The 23,445-nt window shown below is 29.5% G+C and carries 26 protein-coding genes; 13 read left to right on the top strand and 13 right to left on the bottom strand.

Features of this window, described 5'->3' with window-relative positions; translation table 11 throughout:
- Window position 1: 1 nt before the first annotated feature.
- Both ACTT9X_RS04145 and ACTT9X_RS04140 read left to right on the top strand, forming a co-directional pair.
- Window positions 2–211, top strand: a complete 210-nt coding sequence (locus ACTT9X_RS04145) for a hypothetical protein (RefSeq protein WP_440934407.1) — start codon at window positions 2–4, stop codon at window positions 209–211.
- A complete protein-coding gene (locus ACTT9X_RS04140; RefSeq protein ID WP_440934406.1) occupies window positions 204–848 on the top strand; it encodes a class I SAM-dependent methyltransferase in 645 nt (214 codons plus the stop codon). Before ACTT9X_RS04145 ends, ACTT9X_RS04140 begins: the two co-directional genes overlap by 8 nt.
- Window position 849: 1 nt before the next feature.
- On the opposite strand, the gene ACTT9X_RS04135 is transcribed toward ACTT9X_RS04140, so the two are convergent.
- Genes ACTT9X_RS04135 through ACTT9X_RS04120 form a run of 4 tightly spaced genes read right to left on the bottom strand, consistent with a single transcriptional unit; the run spans window position 850 to window position 5,106 of the window.
- Window positions 850–1,974 (bottom strand): bifunctional 2-methylcitrate synthase/citrate synthase, encoded by a 1,125-nt coding sequence (locus tag ACTT9X_RS04135; RefSeq protein ID WP_440934405.1) that lies wholly within the window; start codon window positions 1,972–1,974, stop codon window positions 850–852.
- A complete protein-coding gene (prpB, locus tag ACTT9X_RS04130) occupies window positions 1,974–2,870 on the bottom strand; it encodes a methylisocitrate lyase (protein WP_440934404.1) in 897 nt (298 codons plus the stop codon). The genes ACTT9X_RS04135 and prpB overlap by 1 nt, the downstream gene beginning before the upstream one ends.
- The gene (locus ACTT9X_RS04125) at window positions 2,870–4,372 is read right to left on the bottom strand and encodes an MmgE/PrpD family protein (protein ID WP_440934403.1); all 1,503 of its coding nucleotides are present in this window, start codon (window positions 4,370–4,372) and stop codon (window positions 2,870–2,872) included. Before ACTT9X_RS04125 ends, prpB begins: the two co-directional genes overlap by 1 nt.
- Window positions 4,373–4,425: 53 nt before the next feature.
- Window positions 4,426–5,106: an HAD-IA family hydrolase gene (locus ACTT9X_RS04120; protein WP_440934402.1), complete on the bottom strand. Its 681-nt coding sequence runs from the start codon at window positions 5,104–5,106 to the stop codon at window positions 4,426–4,428.
- A 69-nt stretch (window positions 5,107–5,175) separates the two neighbouring features.
- On the opposite strand from ACTT9X_RS04120, the gene ACTT9X_RS04115 reads away from it, so the two are divergent.
- Genes ACTT9X_RS04115 through rpsD form a run of 9 tightly spaced genes read left to right on the top strand, consistent with a single transcriptional unit; the run spans window position 5,176 to window position 15,037 of the window.
- Complete coding sequence (locus ACTT9X_RS04115; RefSeq protein WP_440934401.1) at window positions 5,176–5,787, top strand: DapH/DapD/GlmU-related protein; 612 nt, start codon at window positions 5,176–5,178, stop codon at window positions 5,785–5,787.
- A gap of 3 nt (window positions 5,788–5,790) precedes the next feature.
- Window positions 5,791–7,611 carry a glutamine--fructose-6-phosphate transaminase (isomerizing) gene (glmS, locus tag ACTT9X_RS04110; RefSeq protein ID WP_440934400.1) on the top strand — a complete coding sequence of 607 codons (1,821 nt, stop codon included), beginning with the start codon at window positions 5,791–5,793 and terminating at the stop codon, window positions 7,609–7,611.
- A gap of 35 nt (window positions 7,612–7,646) precedes the next feature.
- Window positions 7,647–9,026: a class II 3-deoxy-7-phosphoheptulonate synthase gene (locus ACTT9X_RS04105; RefSeq protein ID WP_440934399.1), complete on the top strand. Its 1,380-nt coding sequence runs from the start codon at window positions 7,647–7,649 to the stop codon at window positions 9,024–9,026.
- Between the two features lie 38 nt (window positions 9,027–9,064).
- Window positions 9,065–9,802: an NAD(+) synthase gene (nadE, locus tag ACTT9X_RS04100; protein ID WP_440934398.1), complete on the top strand. Its 738-nt coding sequence runs from the start codon at window positions 9,065–9,067 to the stop codon at window positions 9,800–9,802.
- 45 nt (window positions 9,803–9,847) lie between these two features.
- Window positions 9,848–11,203, top strand: a complete 1,356-nt coding sequence (gene cysS / locus ACTT9X_RS04095; protein WP_440934397.1) for a cysteine--tRNA ligase — start codon at window positions 9,848–9,850, stop codon at window positions 11,201–11,203.
- The gene (gene cimA / locus ACTT9X_RS04090) at window positions 11,200–12,801 is read left to right on the top strand and encodes a citramalate synthase (RefSeq protein WP_440934396.1); all 1,602 of its coding nucleotides are present in this window, start codon (window positions 11,200–11,202) and stop codon (window positions 12,799–12,801) included. Before cysS ends, cimA begins: the two co-directional genes overlap by 4 nt.
- Before the next feature lies 1 nt (window position 12,802).
- Window positions 12,803–13,666 carry an urea carboxylase-associated family protein gene (locus tag ACTT9X_RS04085; protein ID WP_440934395.1) on the top strand — a complete coding sequence of 288 codons (864 nt, stop codon included), beginning with the start codon at window positions 12,803–12,805 and terminating at the stop codon, window positions 13,664–13,666.
- Entirely contained in the window at window positions 13,666–14,379 is a 714-nt protein-coding gene (locus ACTT9X_RS04080; RefSeq protein ID WP_440934394.1) for an RNA methyltransferase, read from the top strand. The genes ACTT9X_RS04085 and ACTT9X_RS04080 overlap by 1 nt, the downstream gene beginning before the upstream one ends.
- Before the next feature lie 40 nt (window positions 14,380–14,419).
- Complete coding sequence (rpsD, locus tag ACTT9X_RS04075) at window positions 14,420–15,037, top strand: 30S ribosomal protein S4 (RefSeq protein ID WP_440934393.1); 618 nt, start codon at window positions 14,420–14,422, stop codon at window positions 15,035–15,037.
- Here the strand turns inward: rpsD and grxD are convergent, their stop codons facing one another.
- Genes grxD through sfsA form a run of 9 tightly spaced genes read right to left on the bottom strand, consistent with a single transcriptional unit; the run spans window position 15,038 to window position 22,265 of the window.
- Window positions 15,038–15,376, bottom strand: a complete 339-nt coding sequence (gene grxD / locus ACTT9X_RS04070) for a Grx4 family monothiol glutaredoxin (protein WP_440934392.1) — start codon at window positions 15,374–15,376, stop codon at window positions 15,038–15,040.
- Between the two features lies 1 nt (window position 15,377).
- Complete coding sequence (locus ACTT9X_RS04065; RefSeq protein WP_440934391.1) at window positions 15,378–15,608, bottom strand: BolA/IbaG family iron-sulfur metabolism protein; 231 nt, start codon at window positions 15,606–15,608, stop codon at window positions 15,378–15,380.
- On the bottom strand, window positions 15,608–17,800 hold the full coding sequence (gene purL, locus ACTT9X_RS04060) for a phosphoribosylformylglycinamidine synthase subunit PurL (RefSeq protein ID WP_440934390.1): 2,193 nt from the start codon (window positions 17,798–17,800) through the stop codon (window positions 15,608–15,610). The genes ACTT9X_RS04065 and purL overlap by 1 nt, the downstream gene beginning before the upstream one ends.
- Complete coding sequence (gene purQ, locus ACTT9X_RS04055) at window positions 17,797–18,480, bottom strand: phosphoribosylformylglycinamidine synthase subunit PurQ (protein WP_440934389.1); 684 nt, start codon at window positions 18,478–18,480, stop codon at window positions 17,797–17,799. The genes purL and purQ overlap by 4 nt, the downstream gene beginning before the upstream one ends.
- A gap of 3 nt (window positions 18,481–18,483) precedes the next feature.
- Window positions 18,484–18,726, bottom strand: coding sequence for a phosphoribosylformylglycinamidine synthase subunit PurS (gene purS / locus ACTT9X_RS04050; protein WP_440934388.1), 243 nt, complete (start codon window positions 18,724–18,726; stop codon window positions 18,484–18,486).
- Entirely contained in the window at window positions 18,723–19,508 is a 786-nt protein-coding gene (purC, locus tag ACTT9X_RS04045; protein WP_440934387.1) for a phosphoribosylaminoimidazolesuccinocarboxamide synthase, read from the bottom strand. Before purC ends, purS begins: the two co-directional genes overlap by 4 nt.
- A complete protein-coding gene (gene purB, locus ACTT9X_RS04040; RefSeq protein WP_440934386.1) occupies window positions 19,508–20,800 on the bottom strand; it encodes an adenylosuccinate lyase in 1,293 nt (430 codons plus the stop codon). Before purB ends, purC begins: the two co-directional genes overlap by 1 nt.
- Window positions 20,801–20,803: 3 nt before the next feature.
- The gene (map, locus tag ACTT9X_RS04035; RefSeq protein WP_440934385.1) at window positions 20,804–21,574 is read right to left on the bottom strand and encodes a type I methionyl aminopeptidase; all 771 of its coding nucleotides are present in this window, start codon (window positions 21,572–21,574) and stop codon (window positions 20,804–20,806) included.
- A complete protein-coding gene (sfsA, locus tag ACTT9X_RS04030; RefSeq protein ID WP_440934384.1) occupies window positions 21,567–22,265 on the bottom strand; it encodes a DNA/RNA nuclease SfsA in 699 nt (232 codons plus the stop codon). The genes map and sfsA overlap by 8 nt, the downstream gene beginning before the upstream one ends.
- Before the next feature lie 20 nt (window positions 22,266–22,285).
- Here sfsA and ACTT9X_RS04025 point away from each other — a divergent pair, with 20 nt between their 5' ends.
- Both ACTT9X_RS04025 and ACTT9X_RS04020 read left to right on the top strand, forming a co-directional pair.
- Entirely contained in the window at window positions 22,286–23,035 is a 750-nt protein-coding gene (locus ACTT9X_RS04025; protein ID WP_440934383.1) for a competence/damage-inducible protein A, read from the top strand.
- Window positions 23,035–23,442, top strand: coding sequence for a gamma-glutamylcyclotransferase family protein (locus tag ACTT9X_RS04020; protein WP_440934382.1), 408 nt, complete (start codon window positions 23,035–23,037; stop codon window positions 23,440–23,442). Before ACTT9X_RS04025 ends, ACTT9X_RS04020 begins: the two co-directional genes overlap by 1 nt.
- Window positions 23,443–23,445: the final 3 nt, after the last annotated feature.

Here is a 23,445-nt window from a genome sequence, read left to right as displayed (position 1 = left end):
AATGGTGAAATTTTTAAAATCAATCACTTTATTCACCAAGAAACTATTAATTTTATTTTTATTACTGGCACTAAATTCTTGTAATACTTTAACAAATACAGTTGAAGGTTCAGGAGTTGGAAAAGGTATTGCTAGAGATGTAAAATCTTTATATCATTATTCAACATGTGTTTTTTCTAGAGTTCAATGTGGTGATTTAAAATTTGACTGAGTTAAACTTGAAATATGAAAAGTATTTTAGAAAGACAAGTTTGAAGCAAAAAGGAGTGGGAGAGTTCTTTTTAAATCAAATAGCTATAAAGCGTCCAAAAATCCTTCTCGAGGTAGGTGTTTTTCATGGAGTTACAGCCCGAAATGTTTGTGAACTACTTTATAGGCTTCACGGTAAAGATTTTAAATACGTAGGTTTAGATTTATTTGAAGAAACTTTAGAAAATAAAGGTGAAATAATACCTAACACAAAGTTTTCGAATCCATTAAAAAATATTTATTTTAATTATATTAAAAAACAAAATCCATATAGTTTAGAGGCTGTTGAAAATCTCCTTAAAAAATTTAAAAATAATATTTCTTTAATTAAAGGAAATTCAAATATTATATTAAAACAAATTGATATGTCTAAAATTGATTATGTTTTTCTTGACGGAGGTCATGATTATCAAACTGTTAAAAATGATTTAAATTGCTGTAGAGAAGTTATAATAAATGGTGGAACTGTACTTTGTGATGATTATAATTTATCGTATGCTCCTGGTGTTAAAAAAGCTATAGATGAATTTACCTTAAGTAATAGCTTTAAATGTTCTATACTGTATAATCATAGATTTGCAAAACTAGAGAAAAACTGAACTATCTCTGATTTAATTCCATTACTTTTCTATGCTTGTTTCCTTTGTAACTAGCCAATGGTCTTATAAGTTTATTTGCAGCATGTTGCTCCATGATGTGAGCGGACCAACCAGTAATTCTAGATATAACAAAAATAGGTGTGAAGAAATCAGTGTCAAAACCCATTAAATGATAAGTTGGACCAGTAGGGTAGTCTACGTTTGGATAAATATTTTTTTCTTTAATCATTACTTTTTCTACAATGTCATAAATTTTTTCAAATTTTTTATCTTTTTTTACTTTAGCAACTTTACTAAAATATTCTCTCATCGTTGGAACTCTAGAGTCACCAGATTTATAAACTCTATGTCCAAATCCCATGATAACTTCTTTATTTTTTAAAGCATTATTTATCCATTTTAATGCATTTTCAGGTTTTTTTATTTTATTCATCATATGCATTACTTCTTCATTAGCTCCGCCGTGAAGTGGTCCTTTTAAACTAGCAATAGCACCAGTAATTGCTCCATGAATATCAGATAAACTACTTGTAATTGTTCTTGCAGTGAATGTTGAAACGTTAAAACTGTGTTCGGCATATAAAATTAAAGAAACATCAAACGCTTTAACTATTTCTTTTTGAGGAACTTTACCAAAACACATATAGAAAAAGTTTTCGGCAAAAGTCAAATTTTTTTTTGGTTTAATAATTTTTTTACCTTTTCTAATTCTATAAAATGCAGCTAACGCTGTTGGTGTTTTTGCAAAAATCCTTAACGCTTTTCTCATATTTGCTTCTGGTGAAGAATCTGTAGTTTCTTTATCTTCTAGTCCCATTACACTCACAGCTGTTCTTGCGACATCCATCGGATGAGATTTTTTTGGCATATGTTTTATAATTTCATATAAATTTTTTGTTAATTCTCTATTGTTCTTCTCTTCTTTTTCAAACTTTCTAAGTTCTATAGTATTTGGAAGATCTTTATTCAAAATTAAGTAGGCAACTTCTTCAAATCTACAATACTCACATAAATCTTGAGCGGCATAACCCCTATAGGTAAGAGAATTAATTTCAGGCATTACTTTAGAAACTTCAGTCTCATCAACAACAATTCCTAACAAACCTTTCTTAATATCATCGCTCATTATTCATGTCCTTTAGTGCTAAAATTATAAATTTTTTCATCTAGTGAATTATATTTTTCATAATCAACTAATTCATATAATCTTTTTCTAGTTTGCATTCTATCAATGATATTATTTTGGTGTCCATTTGCATAAATGTCTCTTAATCCATCTTCCACATTTTTCATTGCTAATCTCTGCGTAGTTACAGGATAAATAACTATGTTATATCCTAAATTTTCTAATTCTTTATAGTTTAACAATTTTGATTTACCAAATTCAGTCATGTTTGCTAATAGATATCCAGACAATTCTTTTCTTACTTTTTCAAAATCTTTTTCATCCTGTAATGCCTCAGGAAAAATAATTTGTGCTCCAGCATCTATATAGGCTTTACATCTTTCAATCATTTTTTCTATACCTTCAACACTTTTTGCGTCAGATCTTGCAATAATTTTAAAATTTTTATCTTTTTTAGAGCTTACACATTCTTTAATTTTTTTTACCATGGCATCTTTTGAAATAAGTTCTTTGTTTTCAAGGTGCCCACATCTTTTTCTCTCAATTTGATCCTCAATGTGAACTCCTGTTATTCCAAATTTTTCAAATATTTCTATTGTTTCTTTACAAGATTTAAATCCTGTATCTATATCAACAATTGTTGGTAAATTTGTTACTCTAGAAATTAAATATGATCTAGTACTAACATCTTGTACCGTTGTTAATCCAATATCCGGAAAACCAAGGTCATTAGCCATAACACCACCAGACACATAAACTGCGTCATATCCAATTTCCTCAATTAATTTCGCTGTGAGTGGATTATATGCACCAGGAACTCTTAAAATCTTATTTGATTTTAATTTTGTGTCAAAATCAATTCTTTTTTCTCTAGGTTCTTTTTCTACAAAGTGCATTAAAATATTCCTTTTTTTAAGTTTTTCTTTATCTTACTTTTTTTAACGACAATATTTAATTTATCAAGTTGTCCAGGCTTTAATTTTTTTAAATTTTGTACATTTTTTAAAAAACGATTACTTTCTTTTTTTTCTAAAATACCATCAGTTAAAGTTAAAAATTTATTGATATAATTTTGTCTTTTAAAAGGTCTTGCACCATAAGGGTGAGCATCTGCTCTGTCTAATTCTTCAATAATTTTCCTTCCATTATTTAGAGTAACTACAACTTTTGCACCGAATGATTTATTTTTTGGGTTTGGGTTGTGATATTTTTTTGTCCATTTTTTATCTTCATAAGTTTTTATTGATCTCCAAATATTAATTGTGCTTTTTCTATTTGCCCTTGATTTAGTATAAGATTTAATATGATGCCAGTCTCCATCTTCTAAAGCTACAGCAAATATATACATTATAGAGTGGTCTAGGGTTTCCCGACTTGCATTTGGGTCCATTTTTTGTGGGTCATTAGCACCTGTTCCAATAACATAATGGGTGTGATGACTTGTAAAAATATCAATTTTATTAATTTGATTTAATTTAGGAATTTTTATTTTAATTTTTTTTGCAAGATCAATTAAAGCCTGAGACTGATATTCTGCCGAATATTCTTTTGTATAAGTTTCAAGAATAGCTTTTTTAATTTCACCTTTTTTAGGCAGTGGTACTTTATAGTTTGCTTTTTTTCCATCTAATATTCTTGCTACCACACTGTCTTCACCTTCATATATAGGGCTAGGTGAACCTTCACCTCTCATAGCTCTATCCACAGCTTCTATTGCTAGTTTACTAGCATGAGCTGGAGCATAAGCTTTCCAACTTGAAATTTCCCCTTTTCTAGATTGTCTTGTAGAAATTGTTGTATGTAGTGCCTGTTGAACAGCTTGATAAATAGTTTCAGTATTTAATTTTAACATTGTTCCTAATCCAGCAGCTACACTCGGACCTAGGTGCGCAATATGATCTACTTTATGTTTATGCAAACATATTCCTTTTACTAAATTAACCTGAACTTCATATGCTGTAATTATTCCCTTCAATAGATCTAAACCGCTTTTTTTATTTTGTTGTGCTACACTTATAAGAGGAGGGATATTATCTCCAGGATGACTATAATCTGCTGCTAAAAAAGTATCATGAAAATCTAATTCTCTAACGGCAGTCCCATTAGACCATGCAGCCCATTCACAATCAAATTTCAACTTTGAATTAATACCAAAAAGAGTTGCACCATTTTTTCTAGGGTGTCTTAAAGCCATTTCTCTAGACGAAATTACCGGTCTTCGATTTAATGAGGCGATAGCAACCGAAGCGTTATCTATTATTCTATTGATAACCATTTCAATTGCATCTTTATTTAATTTTGCATTGTCACTTGCTATCTCTGCAATTTTCCATGCAAGCTGATTCCTCTTTGGAAGATTAGTTTTTGATGGATATACTTTAACTGTATGTAATAACAAAATAACTCCTAATTTGTGATTTTGTTTTAATAGTTAAAATAAATTAATCAATATTAAAGATATTGAGAAATAATTTTTTCAATACCTACAAAGTCTTTTATTAAGTGATTGTGATAAATTTCATCAATATTTTTTTCAGTATATCCATCTTCTAATAAAATCATTGGGATTTCAGCCGCTTTAGCGGCATTCGCATCCGACTCGCTATCGCCAATCATAATTGATTTATTTTTACTACCATCTAAAATTTCTATGATAGTTGTTATGTGTCTTGGATCAGGTTTACAATAATCAAAAGTATTATAACCAGCAACATACTCGAAGTAATCGTATATCCCAATTTTTTTTAGAAGATCTACTGCAAGATGTTCAGTTTTGTTAGTACATACAGCCATTGATATATTTTCTTTTTTACACCAATTTAAAAAATCTTTTACACCAATCATCAGAGTACTTTTATTTAAAATATTATTTCCATAATAAGAAATAAACTCATCAGTCATTTCATTTTTAATTTTCTCATTAATCGAAGTTAATTCTTTTTTAGCCTGGCTCCATATAGATCTACCAATCATTACCCCAGCTCCTTGACCAACAGCACTTTTGAGCTCATCAAGAGATTTGGTAGGGTATCCAAATTTCTTCATAACATGGTTATGAGCAAGCATTAGATCCGGTGCTGTGTCTACTAATGTACCATCTAAATCAAATAAAATTGTAAATTTTTGTTTCATTTTAAAAGTATTTTAAAGAAATAAATTGTGAATTAATCAATATATATACTTAATGTAAATCATTTCTAAATGGAAGTTTTAAATCAAAAAAAACTTAGAGAAAAATTTTTTAAGTCAGGTGTCAAGATGATAGGTCCCGAAACTATTTTTTTTTCTAAAGATACGAAGATTGGAAAAAAGGTAACTATAGAACCATATGTTGTTATTGGTTCAAAGGTTAAAATTGGTGATAATGTAATTATAAAATCTTTTTCACATTTAGAGTCGTGTAAAATTGAAAGTAAAGTTGAAATTGGTCCATATGCTCGAATAAGACCTGATACAATTTTAAAAGAAGGATCCAAAGTAGGTAATTTTGTAGAGATTAAAAAAAGTACTCTAGGAAATAAATCTAAAGTAAATCATTTGTCATATATTGGAGATACTCAAATTGGAAAGTCAGTAAATATTGGAGCAGGCACCATCACTTGCAATTATGATGGGGTAAAAAAGAACAAGACAAAAATTAAAGATAAAGTATTTATAGGCTCAAACTCTTCCTTGGTTGCTCCAATTACAATTAATGAAGATAGTGTTGTTGGAGCTGGATCAGTAATAACAAAAAATGTTAAAATAAAATCCTTAGCAATAACAAGATCGCCACAATTCGAAATTAAAAATTACAAAAAAAAGAAAAAATAAATTATGTGTGGAATAATTGGAATATCAAGCAGCAAACCGGTTTCAGCAAATATAATTAATTCGTTAAAAAAATTAGAATATCGTGGTTATGACTCAGCAGGAATAGCAACACTTTCAAATGGACAAATAAATGAAGTAAAATCTGAAGGAAGAGTGGATAATTTAGAAAATAATTTTGACTTAAAAAATTTAAAAGGAAATATTGGTATTGGACACGTAAGATGGGCCACACATGGAATTCCTAATAGTTTAAATGCACACCCTCATTCTTCACATAACGTCTCTGTAGTTCACAATGGCATCATTGAAAATTCTACAATATTAAAGAAACATTTAATTAACAAAGGTCACAATTTTAAATCTCAAACAGACACAGAGGTAATTGTTCATTTGATAACTGAGCATTTGAAAACCTCAGAATTAGAGGAAGCTATTACAAAAACCTTAAAACAACTTCATGGAAGTTTTGCTCTTGGTATTGTTTTTAAGGATAAACCTGACCTAATTGTTGGTGCTAGAAGGGGATCGCCATTAGCAGTTGGTTATGGACCTAGTGAAAATTATTTAGGATCAGACTCTTATGCTTTGAAATCTATGACAAACAAAATCACTTATCTTAATGATGGTGAATTTTGTATTGTAAAAAAAGACCAGGTTCTTTTTTTTAATGAAGAAGGTAAAAAAGTTAATAAAAAAATACTAAAATTATCTTCAGATGAAACAAGCTACGACAAAGGTGATTTTAAACATTTCATGGCAAAAGAAATTGAAGAACAACCAACAACAATTAAAACTGGAATTAATGAATATGTGGATAATGTTAATAAAGAGATAAATATCTTCAATTTTCCTTGGAAAATTGAAGATATTAAGTCAATAACTTTAGTAGGATGTGGAACCGCATATCATTCATGCTTGATGGCAAAATATTGGTTTGAAGAATTAACAACTTTAGATGTTAATATAGATATAGCTTCTGAATTTAGATATAGAAATAATAGATTTAAAAAAGACAGTTTATATATCTTCGTTTCACAATCTGGAGAAACGGCAGATACTTATGCAGCCCTAGATCTTTGTAACAAAAATAATATGAAAACATGTGCTGTTGTCAACGTAATAGAAAGCTCAATTGCAAGAGACTCTAATTTTGTTCTTCCAATTCATTGTGGTCCTGAAATAGGAGTTGCATCAACTAAAGCATTTTTAGGTCAAATACTAGTTTTATATATATTAGCCTTAAAATTCGGTTCATTAAGAAAAGAAATTAAAAAAAAAGAATACCAAGAAAAGATTAAAGACTTAAAAACTTTACCAGGGTTAATAGAAAAAACCTTATTATATGATAATGATATTCAGTCAATTTCTTCGACATTTAATGAGGCTAAAGGTTCAATGTTTCTAGGAAGAGGTTTTTCTTATCCAATAGCTTTAGAGGGAGCATTAAAACTTAAAGAACTTTCCTATGTTCATGCTGAAGGATATCCAGCAGGAGAAATGAAACATGGGCCATTGGCTTTAATTGAAGAAGGGATGCCAGTAGTAGTTTTGGCTCCTAGAGATACTTATTATAAAAAAACCATTTCAAACATGCAGGAAGTTATTGCTAGAGGAGCAAAGGTATTATTGGTAACCAATAAAAGTAAAGATGAAGTTGTATCAGAAAATATTTGGGAAACTATTGAAGTTGAGAATACAAATAATGACTTGCTTCCATTCCTTTTGACTATTCCATTGCAAAAACTTGCTTATTATTCTGCTCTTAAAAAAGGTTATGACATTGATAAGCCAAGAAATTTGGCTAAATCTGTCACTGTTGAATAAACTTTAAACTCTGTTAAAACACCCTTAGGTTGAATATGAAAAGTTGGAAAAAAAATAGTTGGAGAAAATATCCTGTAAAACATATTCCAGAATATCCAGATAAAAAAGAACTGGATAAAGTTTTGGATAAGATAGGAACATTCCCTCCATTAGTATTTGCTGGAGAAACAAGACATCTTAAAAGTCAGTTAGCAGATGTCGTAGACGGAAAAGCGTTTTTACTTCAGGGTGGAGATTGCGCTGAAAGTTTTGCAGAATTTAATCCAGATAATATTAGAGATACATTTAAACTAATGTTGCAAATGTCATTAGTTTTAACTTACTCAGCTTCATTACCAGTAGTAAAAGTTGGAAGAATTGCTGGACAATTTTCAAAACCCAGAAGTGCTCCAACAGAAATAAAAGATGGTGTAGAACTGCCAAGCTACCTAGGTGATAACATAAATGCAATGGAATTTACTGAAAAAGCTAGAGTTCCAGACCCAAAAAGATTATTTAAAGCTTATTCTCAATCAGCAGCAACCCTTAATCTTATTAGAGCTTTTTCAAAAGGAGGTTTTGCAGATTTAAATAAAGTCCACTTATGGAATTTAGATTACATTAAACAAAGTCCACAAGCTAAAAAATTCAAGGATCTTGAAGATAAAATTGCTGATGCTATTGCTTTTATGAGAGCATGTGGAATTACTTCAGATTTTAATAATAGATTGTACACAGTAAATTTTTGGACATCACATGAAGCTTTACTACTACCTTTCGAGGAGTCAATGACTAGAACAGATTCGACCACTGGTGAAAATCATGATACTTCAGCTCATTTTGTTTGGATCGGAGATAGAACTAGACAATTAGATGGTGGTCATGTTGAATTTTGCAGAGGTATAGAAAATCCAATTGGAATTAAATGTGGACCAACCTTAAAGGCTGATGATTTAATTAATCTTTGTAATAGAATTAATCCAAAAAATGAAAAGGGTAAAATTACTTTAATATCAAGATTTGGAGCAGATAATGTATCAAAATTTTTACCAAAATTAATTAGAGCAATTAAAAAAGAGGGATTAAATGTGATCTGGTCGTGTGATCCTTGTCATGGTAATACAATCAAAGCAGCAACAGGGTTCAAAACAAGACCATTCAACAGTGTTTTAAAAGAAGTAAAAGAGGTTTTTGCATGCCATCAAAGTGAGGGAAGTTATGCAGGCGGTCTACATATCGAATTAACTGGTCAAGATGTGACTGAATGTATAGGAGGTGCTCAAAAAATATCTGAAAAAGATTTATCTTCTAGATACCACACTCACTGTGATCCAAGACTTAATGGAAATCAAGCTTTAGAATTAGCATTTTTAATATCAGATGAGATTAAAAAGAATAGCTCGTATTCAAAAAATGCAGACAGAGCGGCATCTTAATACATTGTAAAATTATTAATAATAAATAGTTTCAAATTATGACACCTGCAGAAAAAGTTAAATTTATTTCTAATTGGATCAAAAACTATGTAGAAAACATGCCAACAAAGGCGGGGTCGTTAGTAATAGGTATTTCTGGAGGAATTGACTCATCAGTATCGAGCACACTTAGTGCTATGACTGGAATAAAAACTATTGTTTTATCTATGCCAATCAAACAGAAATCACATCAACATGATTTAAGTTTAAAGCATCAAGAATGGTTAGTAAAAAATTTCAAAAATGTTGAAGCGCATACAATTAATTTAGACGAGTTATTTTTAGCATTTAATGCAAGCTTATCAAAATTTGATAATGAACATGGTATGGCTAATTCAAGAGCTAGACTAAGAATGACCACTCTTTATCAGGTAGCAGCAGCGAATAAAGGAATTGTTGTAGGAACAGGAAACAAAGTTGAGGATTTTGGAGTAGGGTTTTATACAAAGTATGGTGATGGTGGCGTAGATATTTCACCAATAGCTGATTGTAATAAAACTCAAGTATGGGAATTAGGAAAAGAGCTTGGAATTTTGAAAGAAATTATTGATGCACCCCCAACTGATGGATTATGGGATGATGGTAGAACTGATGAAGGTCAACTAGGATTAAAGTATAATGAATTAGAAGAGGCAATGGAAAATCCAAATTCTCCGAATCGTGTTAAATACGAAAACATTAGAAAACAAAATATGCATAAAATGGAGCCAATTCCAGTGTGCATAATTCCAAATTAATCAAATAGATTCACAAATCTATAATTTAAGTATATTTCTTCAGCTATGAGTTTAGATATTTTTTTAACAAATAATCTTACTAACAAAAAAGAAAAATTTATTCCTCAAGATAAAAACAATGTAAGAATGTACGTTTGTGGCCCAACTGTTTATGACGATCCACACATTGGTAATGCCAGACCAGTAGTTATATTTGATATTTTATTTAAAATTTTAAAAAATAAATATCCAAATGTAATATATGTAAGAAATATCACTGATGTAGATGATAAAATAATTAAATCTGCAAATGAAAATAAAATTACTATTTTAGATCTTACAAAAAAAGTTACTCAAAACTTTAACGAAGATTGTATTTATCTAAATTGTGAAAAACCAAATTATGAACCTAAAGCAACTGAACATATTTCCGAGATGATTGAAATGATCTCTGAATTAATTAACAAAGGATTTGCATATGAAAAAAAGAAGCATGTTTATTTCGAGGTTAAAAAATTTGAAGATTATGGTCAATTATCAAATAAAAATTTAAATGAATTGGTTTCAGGGTCAAGAATTGAAGTAAGTGATAATAAAAAAAATCCTGAAGATTTTGTTCTATGGAAACCATCAGAATCAAATGAGCCATCATGGCACTCTCCCTGGGGTAAAGGAAGACCTGGCTGGCATTTAGAATGTTCAGCAATGTCTAAAAAATATTTAGGAAAAGAATTTGATATTCATGGAGGAGGTATTGATTTGTTATTTCCTCATCATGAAAATGAAATAGCTCAATCAAGATGTGCAAACGATAGTAAGGTATTTGCTAATTATTGGTTGCATAATGCTTTTATAACAATGTCCAATGAAAAAATGGCAAAATCTCAAGGTAATATTTTAAAAATTAAAGATTTTAGAAATAATAAAAGTGGTCAAGTATTAAGATTAGCTTTAATGAGTGCACATTATCGACAGCCACTCGATTGGAATGATAAACTTTTAGAAGATTGTGAAAACACAATTAATAAATGGTATAATGTTTATTTAAACATTGAAACAAAACTTGAAATTTCAGACGAAATTCTAAAACCTCTTCTAGATGATTTAAACACACCAGGTTATATTGCTAATTTACATAAATTATATGACAAAGCATCAAAAGGATCCGATGAGGATAAAAGAATATTTATTTCAGCATGTAATTTTGTTGGATTATTGAATGAAACCAAAGAGGATTGGTTTAAATTTAAGAAAAAAAAGGTATCAATTTCTGAAAATGAAATTTTAATGAAAATAAATCAGAGAAATGAAGCTAGAGTTAATAAAAATTATGAGGAAGCTGATAAAATAAGAGATGAGCTTTTGGACAAAGGTGTTTTAATAGAAGATAAAGATGGTAAAACGGTCTGGAAATTTAAATGAGTAAAGATCGGTTATATATTTTTGATACAACACTACGTGATGGCGCACAGACTCAAGGTGTTGATTTTTCAATTGATGATAAAGAAAAAATATCTTCATCTCTTGATACTTTGGGAGTTGACTATATTGAAGGAGGATGGCCTGGAGCAAATCCTACAGACACTGAATTTTTTAACAAGGATCATAATTTTAAATCAGCAAAATTAACAGCATTTGGAATGACAAAAAAAACAGAACATAGTGCTGATAATGATCCAATGTTATCTTCATTAATAAATTCAAAAAGTTCATCAGTATGTTTGTTTGGAAAATCTTGGGATTTTCAAGTGGAAGTTGCTCTCGGTATTTCAAATGATCAAAACCTCTCAAATATTAGTGAAAGCGCAAAACATATTGTTAAATCTGGCAAAGAATTCATGTTTGATGCTGAACATTTCTTTGATGGATATAAATCAAATCCTGAATATGCAATCTCATGTTTAAAAGCAGCATATGATAATGGTGCTAGATGGATTATTTTATGCGATACAAATGGTGGCACTCTTCCTCATGAGGTAGAAAAAATTGTTAAAGAAGTTATCAAACATATTCCAGGTAAAAATTTAGGAATTCATGCTCATAACGATACTGAAAATGCAGTTGCTAATAGTTTAGTTGCTGTTCAAGCTGGAGTAAGACAAGTCCAGGGTACCTTAAATGGATTAGGTGAGAGATGCGGAAATGCAAACTTAGTTTCACTAATTCCAACATTTTTCTTAAAAAAAGATTTTTATGAAAATTATGAATTAAATATCAAACGTGAAAATTTGAAAAACTTAACACAATGCTCAAGATTATTAGATGAACTATTAAACAGAAAACCAAACAAACATCTTCCTTATGTTGGTGCCTCTGCTTTTTCGCACAAAGGTGGTATGCATGTTTCTGCTGTTCAAAAAGATCCAAAAACTTATGAACATGTTAATCCTGAAGAGATTGGAAATTCAAGAAATATAATTGTTTCAGATCAGTCTGGACAATCAAACATTATGTCAAGATTGAACCTTATAGGAATAAATGTAGAAAAAAGTGATCCAAAAATTAAAAAACTTTTGGAAGAAGTTAAGGATAGAGAGTTTATTGGTTATAGTTATGATGGCGCTGATGCATCTTTTGAATTGTTAGCCAGAAGATTAATGGGTGAGATACCGAGATATATCTCTATTAATGAATATGATGTTTCAGTTAAAAAAGATAATGCAGGAGAAATAATTTCACACGCAAAAGCTCAATTAGAAGTAGATGGGGAAAAGATTTTGTGTGAAGGTAAAGGAAATGGCCCTGTTAATGCTTTGGATAATGCAATTAGGAGGAATGTAACCAAGCTTGCAAAATATTCTGAATATTTAAAAGATTTAAGACTTGTTGACTATAAAGTTAGAATTTTAAATACTGGTACTGAAGCTGTAACAAGGGTAAGTATCGAAAGCACAGATTCTAAAGGTATTAATTGGTTTACTATTGGGGTGTCTCCAAACATTATTGATGCATCTTTCAAAGCTTTAGTGGATAGTCTAGATTATAAGTTATTTAAGGATAAAGCTCCTGGAAGTCTGTAAAATGAAAATTAAAAAATTTTCAGAGAAACCATTAGACTTAGAAACAAGAGTTGGTGCTAAACCAATAGTTTGCTATCCAAATACAAACATTGAAGAAAAAAATTTAAGTATTTTACATTCTGCTAGAAAACATTTGGTTAAAAAAGATGAGGTAATTATTCCTCCCAGAGATGCAAAAACATTTGAGGTTAAATTTGGAGAGTTCTTTAGAATTGAGAGTATAGATGGTCCACAAGTAGGAGATCTAAATTTATTCAATTTAAAAAATTTAGAAGAAAAGTTTTATTCAGGAAAAACAAGGGCTCTATATGGAACTCATGTTTCGGTAGGAGATAAAATGTTTAGTAGTTTTCCATATCTAAGATCTTTGGCAACGATTACATGGGATACTTTAGATTGGTATGATTATGACAAAGATGGAGCATCGGTTCATGATGTGATTGGCACAAGATGTGATCCTTATACATCAAAACTTCTTAGTGATAATGATTATCACTATTGTTGTCATTCAAATTTAACAAGAGCTTTAGTTAAAGAAAAAAATATACAATTAGACCATGCTGAAAAAATTGTTCATGATGTATTAAATGTATTTATGTTAACTGGATTTACTAATGATACAAAACAATACTTTATGAAAGCAAGTCCAGTTAGACCAGGTGATTATTTGGAGTTTTTTGCTGAAACAGATTTATTAGGTGCACTTTCTGCTTGTCCAGGTGGTGATTGTGGATCTGAGCATTCATCTGATGTAGCAAAATGTTATCCCTTAAAAGTTTCTATTTGGACAATAGACACTAAATATTTAAATAATATCAAGCCATCGGTTATTTCAAATTACAACAGAAATCATGGCATAGATTAATGTCTGTTAATAATATTTCTTTCATTTTACACAAGCCTCAACTTTCTGAAAATATTGGAGCCTGTGCAAGAGGAATGAAAAATTTTAATTTTAACAAACTTATTATTGTTGATCCCAAACCAATTTTTCCAAATGATAAAATTTTAGCAACTTCTGTAGGAGCTAAAAATATAATTATTAAAGCTAAGAGTTTTGAAAATGTAGAAAAATCTTTAAAGAATATTGATATTGTAATTGCAACATCTGCACGATTTAGAAATAAAAATATTAAACATATTCAATTAGAAGATTTAAAAAAAATAAATTACAAAAAAAATGTAGCTTTTTTATTTGGGTCAGAGGCATCAGGTTTATCAAATAATGAAATAAGTTATGCAAATTATACTCTTCAAATTCCAACAAATCCTGATTTTAAATCATTAAATTTATCACACAGCCTAATAATAATTGCACAATATTTATCAAGTATAATCAATTCAAAAGTATCTAATTTTAAGAAATCAAATAAAGTGAAATCAGCATCTAAAAAAGAAATAGTTGCTATGGCAAATCTTTGTATTAAAAATCTTGAGGATATTAATTTCTTCAAAACAAAAGATAAGAAGCCGATAATGCTAGAAAACCTAAGGAATATTTTTTATAGGATGGAATTATCATCTAAAGAAACACGTATTTTATCAGGTGTATTCGCAAGTTTAGGTAAAAAACGTTGATTGACAAAATTAAGAGTAAGTTTATAAAGCCCACTATTAAATGACAAAAAGATTAAACTCTAAACATAAAATAGACAGAAGATTAAAAGTAAACCTTTGGGGCAGACCTAAAAGTCCTTTTAATACTAGAGCATACGGACCAGGTCAGCACGGCCAAACTAAAACTTCAAAACCCTCTGATTATGGAATTCAGCTTCAAGCGAAGCAAAAATTAAAAGCTTATTATGGAAATATTAACGAAAGACAATTTAGAAATATTTACAAAAAAGCAGTAATGCTTAAAGGTGACACTGGTGAAAACTTAATTGGTCTTTTAGAAAGAAGATTAGATGCTGTGATCTATAGAGCAAAACTTGCAACAACAATTTTTTCAGCCAGACAATTAATCAACCACGGCCATGTCAAAGTAAATAGTAAAAAAGTAAACATTGGAAGTTATTTAGTTAAGGAAGAAGATTCAATAGAAATAAGAGATAAATCTAAGCAACTTGCAATCATCGATATTGCTCTTGCTAATAAGGAGAGAGAGACTCCAGAATATATTCAGTTGGATGAGAAAAATAAAAAACTTAAATTTGTTAGAGTACCTAAATTTGAAGAAGTTCCATATCCAATTGTTATGGAACCTAATTTAGTAATTGAATATTATTCTAGATAATTAGCTTTTAGTCTTAAAATTTATATTTTTACTTTCAAAAAGTTTTGCTAGTTCACCACTCTCGTACATCTCTTTAACTATATCACAACCACCAATAAATTCATTTTTTACATATAGCTGAGGAATTGTTGGCCAATCGCTAAATACTTTAATACCCTCTCTTAAATTTTGATTTTCTAAAACATTTACACCCTTAAAATTTACCTCAAGAACTTTTAATATATTAGAAGTAGCCATCGAAAAACCACATTGTGGAGCATCAGGTGTACCTTTCATAAATAAACAAACATCATTGTTTTTTATTTCATTTTTAATCAATTCATTTGTCTGTTGATCCATTTTAGTTCTCCTTTGTTTTAATTGCTAAAGCATGTAATTCATTTCCCATTCTGCCTTTTAATGAATTATAAACCATTTTATGTTGTTCAATTTTACTTTTACCAGAAAATTGAGACGAAGTTACAGTCGCGGAATAATGATTCCCATCTCCGGCTAAATCTTGAATCTCTACAACCGCATCTGGCATTGCTTCTTTTATAAAATTCTCAATTTCTTTTAAATCCATTGCCATTATTTACTCATATAGTTCAAAAGCCAATTTTTATTAGAAGTTGATAATTCGTCAATTGTAACTTTTGTCTTATCGTTAATATATAGTTCATTTTCATTAATTGTTCCAAGTTCATCAAAATGGACAGCATTTTTATTCAATATATCGGCCACTTTTTTAAAATCTTTTTTGTTTATTTCTAGAATATATCTACCTTGATCTTCAGAAAATAAGTATTCTATTTCATTAATAAGATATTTAGGTTTTTTAATATTTATTCCTTTTTTTCCTTTAATACACATTTTTGCTACTGCAGTTATTATGCCACCTAAAGAAACGTCATGCGCACTTTTAATTAAGTTATTTTCAATCAATTTAAGCACTGTTTCTCCATTGTTTTTTTCATTAAATAAATTTACTTCTGGTGGTGGTCCATTTTTCTCATCTAAAATATTTCTCGCAAATAAACTTTGATTAATATGTCCTTCAGTTTTTCCAATTACTAAAACTAAATTATCAACTTCTTTAAATTCCATAGTGATCATATTTTTATAATCTTTAATTAATCCAATTCCACCAATTGTAGGTGTAGGTTTTATACCTTTATCTTTTGTCTGGTTATAGAATGATACATTTCCAGAAACGACTGGAAACTTTAAATATTCGCTTGCCTCTCCAATTCCCTGAACACATTCAACAAACTCACCCATATTTTCCTCTTTTTCAGGACTACCAAAATTTAAACAATTAGTAATTGCAATTGGTTTTGCACCAACAGATATTAGATTTCTGAAACTTTCACATACTACTTGCTTTCCACCTGTTAATGGATGAGCCCAACAATAAACTGCTGAAGAGTCTACTGAAGCAGCAACAGCTTTATCTGTTCCATGAACTCTTACAACGCCAGCGTCTCCACCAGGTTTCTGTATCGTATCTCCCATAACAGTGTGATCATATTGTTGCCAAATCCATTCTTTGCTACATACATTTGGATTTGCCAAAACTTTTTTCAAAACATCAATAATTTTTAGATGTTTAATATCCTCTTTTGCAATCCTATTTTTTTTTGGAAGCTTTGCTCTTTTCCATTTTCGATCGTACATTGGCGAGTTTTCAACTAAGGTGTTAACCGGTATATCAGCAACTTTTTTTTGATCAAAATACAGTTCTATTTTTTTTGATTTAGTAGTTTTACCGATTACGGAAAAATCTAAGTTCCATTTATCAAATATTTTTTTTGCTTGTTGCTCTTTACCGTTTTCTAAAACAATTAACATTCTTTCTTGGCTCTCTGAAAGCATTATTTCATAAGGAGTCATTTTGGCTTCTCTACAAGGTACTTTGTTTAAATTAATTTCAATTCCAAGGTTTCCTTTTGAAGCCATTTCAATACTTGAAGAAGTTAATCCTGCTGCTCCCATATCTTGAATGGCTATAATTGAGTCTCCAGCCATTAATTCTAAACAGGCTTCAAGCAAAAGTTTTTCTGTAAATGGATCTCCAACTTGAACTGTTGGTTTTTTTTCCTCAATTTTTTCATCAAAACTAGCTGAAGCCATACTTGCCCCATGAATTCCATCTCTTCCAGTTTTAGATCCGACATATATAACTGGTTTGTTTAAACCTGCAGCTTTAGAGTAAAAAATCTTATTTTTTTTGACTAGTCCTAAAGTCATGGCATTTACTAAAATATTTCCATTATAAGAACTATCAAAACTTGTTTGGCCAGCGATAGTTGGTACACCCATGCAATTTCCGTAACCACCTATGCCATGAACAACACCTCTTAATAAATTTTTTGTTTTTTTATGCTGTGGTGATCCAAAATGTATGGAGTTCAAGTTAGCTATTGGTCTAGCACCCATTGTAAATACGTCTCTCATTATTCCTCCAACACCGGTTGCAGCACCTTGGTATGGCTCAATAAATGAAGGGTGGTTGTGACTTTCTATTTTAAAAACTATTGCATCATCATCTTCAATATCGATAACACCAGCATTTTCTCCTGGACCTTGAATAACTTTTTTTCCTTTAGTAGGTAGTTTTTTTAAATGTAATCTGGATGATTTGTAAGAACAATGTTCATTCCACATTGCAGAAAAAATTCCTAGTTCTGTAATATTAGGAGTTCTGTTCAATAGCTCACAAATTTTAGCATATTCATCTTTTTTTAAACCATGATCAACTGCTACTTGTTCGTTTACAATCATTTTAAGTTATCCATTAGGTTTTTAAAAAATAAAGACCCATCCTCACCAGATAGAGATGTATCAATCATTCTTTCAGGGTGGGGCATCATTCCTAGAACATTTTTTTCTTTATTAAATATACCGGCAATATTTTTTATAGATCCATTAGGATTAAATTTTTCCTCAATTTTTCCATTTGGATCACAATAATTAATAGCTATTTGACTATTATCTTCAATTTCTTTTAATTGATCATTAGTACAAAAATAATTTCCTTCATTATGTGCTATATGAAATTCTAAAACTTGGTTACCAATATTTTCAAAATATTTATTTTTTTTATTATTAATTTTTACAAAGACATTTTTACAAATAAATTCTAAATATTTATTTTTAAGCAGAACACCTGGAATTAAACCAGTTTCAACTAATATTTGAAATCCGTTACAGATACCCATTACCATACCTCCTGATTTTGCAAAATTAATAACAGACTGCATTATTTTTGATTTAGACGCCATACTTCCACATCTCAAGTAATCACCATATGAAAATCCACCCGGCAATACAACCAAGTCACTTTTGGGTAATTCAGTATCAGCATGCCAAATCATTTTATTTTTAAATCCAAATTTTTTTAGAGCAACATCCATGTCTCTGTCACAATTTGAACCTGGAAAAGTAATAACTGATGATTTCATTAATTACTTTGGATCAATAATTTTGTAATTTTCAATTACAAGATTTGCCAAAAGTTTTTTACACATTTCTTCAACTTTTGCTTTTGCTTTGTCGTTATCAGTTTCTTTATAATCTATTTCAAAATATTTACCTTGTCTAACTTCATTCACATCATCAAAACCCATTCCATTCAAGGTTTGTTGAATAACTTTTCCTTGTGGATCAAGCACATCTTTTTTTAGAGTGATGATTACGGAAATTTTCATTTTTTCTTTCCTTTAACCGAAGATAGTTTAGTTACATTTACTGCTGTAACATTGGATTGTTCATGAAGTATACCTAATCTTTTAGCAACCTCTGTATAGGCAGGAATTAAATCTCCCAGATCTTTTCTAAATCTATCTTTATCTAATTTTTTTTCTGTAATACTGTCCCATAACCTACATGTATCAGGACTAATTTCATCTGCTAAAATAACTTCATTTTTTCCATCAATTTTAATTCTTCCAAATTCTAATTTGAAATCGATAAGTTTAATTCCAACACCTCTAAACATCCCAATCATAAAATCATTAATTCTTAAAATCATTTTTTTAACTTTATCTATTTCTGTTTTTGACGCCCAATCAAATGCTAAAATATGCTCTTCAGATATTAATGGATCTCCAAGCCTGTCATCCTTTAAGCAGTATTCTATTAGAGGCTCTTTTAAAACAGTACCATCCTCAATACCCAATCTTTTAGTAATTGAACCTGTTGCAACATTTCTCACAATGAATTCGATCGGAATTATTTCTACAAGCTTTATAATTTGCTCACGCATATTTAACCTTTTTACTAAATGATTTTTAATTCCTATTTGAGAGAGGTTAGAGAGTATATGTTCTGATATTCTGTTATTTAGAACACCTTTACCTTCAATAGTAGTTTTTTTTTGATTATTGAATGCAGTAGCATCATCTTTAAAATATTGAATAACTAAATTTTTATCATTTGTTGCATAAATGATTTTAGCTTTACCTTCGTATAATTTTTTACCTTTTTTCATTATTTAAAAACTCTTCTAAAGATAAAATTTACATTTTTAAAGTGTTTAGAATAATTAAATATAGATTTTAGTTTTTTTGGCGAAATTTTACTCATTATAAATTTATCAGATGAAATGACATCAATTAAGTTTAAATTTTCCACAAAACATTTTTTTGCATAAGATTGTACTAATTTATAAGATTTTTCTCTGCTTAATCCTGTTTTAGTTAACTCCAACATAACTTCTTGAGAGAAAATTAAACCTTTTGTTAAATTTAGGTTTTCAAGCATTTTTTTTGGATAAATAATCATTTTATCTAAAATATTTGTAAGTCTAACTAACGCAAAATCAGTTGTTATATTGGCATCTGGTCCGATATTTCTTTCAACACTTGAATGAGAAATATCCCTTTCATGCCAAAGAGCTATGTTTTCAAGAGCTGGCACAACTGCACTTCTAACCATCCTAGCTAAGCCTGTTAAATTTTCACTTAAAATAGGATTTTTTTTATGAGGCATTGCTGATGATCCTTTCTGATTTTTAGAGAAATATTCTTGTAGCTCATAAACTTCAGTTCTTTGTAGGTGCCTAATTTCAACTGCCACCCTTTCAATAGATCCTGCAATAATACCTAAAACAGAAAAATAAAATGCATGTCTATCTCTTGGAATTACTTGTGTAGATATTGGTTCAACTTTTAAACCTAATTTTTTAGCAACATGTTTTTCAACATTTGGATTTATGTTAGCAAATGTACCAACTGCACCTGAAATTGCACATGTAGAAACTTCATCAATGGCATCATTAAGTCTTTTTCTATTTCGTTTAAATTCCTCATAAAACGAAGCTAATTTTAAACCAAAAGTAATTGGCTCAGCATGGATACCATGACTTCTTCCCATACAAGGAGTAAATTTATACTTTTTAGCCTGTTTTTTTAAAACTTTTAAAATTTGATCTATATCTTTTAAAATGATTTTACCCGATTGTACCAATTGAATATTAAAACTAGTATCCAAAACATCTGATGATGTCATTCCTTGATGTAGGTAACGTGCTTTAATTCCTGCTTTTTCAGTAACAGAGGTTAGAAAAGCTATTACATCGTGTTTTACCTCAGATTCTATTTTGTGAATTCTGCTTACATTAATTCTAGCTTTTTTTTTAACTATTGAAGCAACACCTCTTGGAATTTGACCAAGTTTTTCCATTGCTTCTGCTGCTGCAACTTCAACATCTAACCAGATTTTATATTTATTTTCTTCTGACCAAATATCAGTTAATTCTTTTCGCGAGTATCTTTTAATCATTAATTATAAGTATGGAGGCTTTGAATAACCTTTAGCAGATTCTGTAAAGATTTCATAACCATTTTCAGTAATTCCTAACGTATGTTCAAATTGTGCAGATAAAGATTTATCTTTTGTAACGGCTGTCCAACCATCATTCAACATTTTTACATCGTATTTACCTGCGTTTATCATCGGTTCTATTGTAAATGTCATGCCAGGTCTTAATTCCATGCCTGTATTTTTTTTACCATAGTGTAAAATATTTGGTGGCTCATGAAATGTGGTGCTTATTCCGTGACCACAAAAATCTCTGACGACTGAAAAACCTTTTTCTTCTACAAAAGATTGAATTTCATAACCAATATCTCCTAGTTTAATTCCAGGTTTTAAAATACTAATTGCTTTCATCATAGATTCATAAGTAGCATCTATAAGATTATTTAACTTTACAGGGGTTTTTCCAATACAAAACATTCTGCTTGTGTCCCCGTAGTGTTCATCTACAATTGCAGTTACATCTACATTAATTGCATCACCCTCTTGTAAAATTCTATCTGAAGGTACTCCATGACATACAACATGGTTTAAAGATGTGCACAGAGATTTTGTAAATCCTCTATAATATAGTGGTGCTGAGTAGCCACCATTATCTCTAATAAATTCATAACCAAGTTTATCGATATGATCTGTGGATATACCTTCTTTAATATTCTCAGTTAACATATCTAAAGTTCTTGCAGCCAAGTTTCCTGCAACTCTCATTTTTTCAAATTTCTCCTTATAATCAGTCATCAATAATTTTTAATTTTTTATCTATAAAAATTCTTTTAGAACTTATATCACATCTATAAGCTAAAAAATTTACACCAGCTTTTTTAGCTATTAAATAGTTTTTATAATATTCTTCGTCTATATCTTTAGCTATTTTAAAATATTTCATATTTTGAATTTGAACTAAAAATATTAAGTATGTTTTATAACTTTTTTTTATGGCATCAATAAGGGTTAATAAATGCTTACTTCCTCTTTTAGTTGGTGCATCTGGAAATTCGGCAGTATCCTTATTTCTAAATAATGTAACATTTTTAACCTCAACAAACATTTTTTGTCCTTTTTTTTCTAATAAAAAGTCAAATCTTGTTTCTTTATTAAAAAAAACCTCAGGCTTTATAATGTCATTATTCTTTAGTTCATTTATTAGATTATTTTTGAGGCCATTCTCAACTATTCTATTTGCCAAGTGAGTATTTACCCCAACTAAATTTTTTCTAGATTTAATAATCTCCAATCCATATTTTAGCTTTCGTTTTGGATCGTTATTAGGAAGTAAATAAACTTCATTTCCTTTATCTAACAAACCTTTCATTGATCCAGTATTGGGACAGTGAGCTGTGACAATTTCTTTACCAAGCTTAACGTCAGTAAAAAACCTTTTATAACGTTTGATTAGTTTGCCTTTTTTTAAAGACTTGGTAAATTCCATTACTAAACTATATATTTCATATGAATAAAAAAGTAAAAGTTAACGCTTCGATTTTGATTATAGGCAATGAAATTTTATCTGGCAGAACTCAAGATACAAATACCTCAACTTTAGCTATTTGGCTTAATTCAATTGGGGTTAATGTTTCAGAGGTAAGAGTAATACCTGACATTGAGGAGATTATTGTTGAAACTTTAAATCTATTAAGATCAAATTATGATTATGTTTTTACAACTGGAGGTATTGGACCTACTCATGACGATATTACTGCCCAATCAGTATCAAAAGCATTTGGAATAAAATATCAGATTCATAAAGAAGCTTTTAAAATTTTAGAGGCTTATTATCAACCAGGTGAATTTAATGAAGGAAGACAAAAAATGGCTTGGTTGCCAGAGAATGCAAAATTAATTTTAAACCCAACAAGTGGTGCTCCAGGATTTAATGTAAAAAACGTTTTTTCTTTACCAGGGGTTCCTTCTATTTTAAAATCAATGCTAGGTGGCTTAACTAACAGTATTGTAGGGGGGCAACCTATAAAAAGTTTGACAATAAGTTTAAAAACTGTTGAGAGTGAAATAGCCAACTCTTTAACTAAAGTTCAAAATGATAATCAAGATGTTGAAATAGGAAGCTATCCTTTTTTTCATGCAGGTAAATTGGGTGTTTCAATAGTAATAAGGTCAGAAGATCAAAATAAAATTGACAATTGTAATTCTCAAATTTTAAAATTTGTAAATGAAAAAAAAATCAAAGTAGTGGATAGATAATGCTTTACTTTGCATATGGTAGTAATCTTAATCATTTTCAAATGAAAAGAAGATGTAAAGATAGTATTTTCATAAAAAAAATAAATTTAAAAAATTTCAGATTAACATTTAGAAGCAAATATAGAGCCGCGGATATTGAACCTAAAATAAATTCTATTGTACCAGGGGCGTTGTTTGAAATTTCCAAAAGCGATGAAAAAAAATTAGATGTTTATGAGGATTTCCCAATACTTTATAAAAAGTATTTTTTTTATTATTATGAAAAAAAAGTGATGACTTATACGATGGTCAAAAAATCACAATTTAAGTTTCCAACGGAAAGATACTTAAATATTGTTAAAAAAGGTTATAAAGATTGTAATTTAGACAAAAAACATCTTGAAAGAGCATTAAAGGAGATTTGTTAAAAA

The organism is Candidatus Pelagibacter sp. (assembly GCF_052049855.1).
In the GTDB taxonomy this organism is placed as follows: domain Bacteria; phylum Pseudomonadota; class Alphaproteobacteria; order Pelagibacterales; family Pelagibacteraceae; genus Pelagibacter.
The sequence above is the reverse complement of the archived record's forward strand: the minus strand, read 5'-3'. Positions and strand labels throughout refer to the sequence as shown.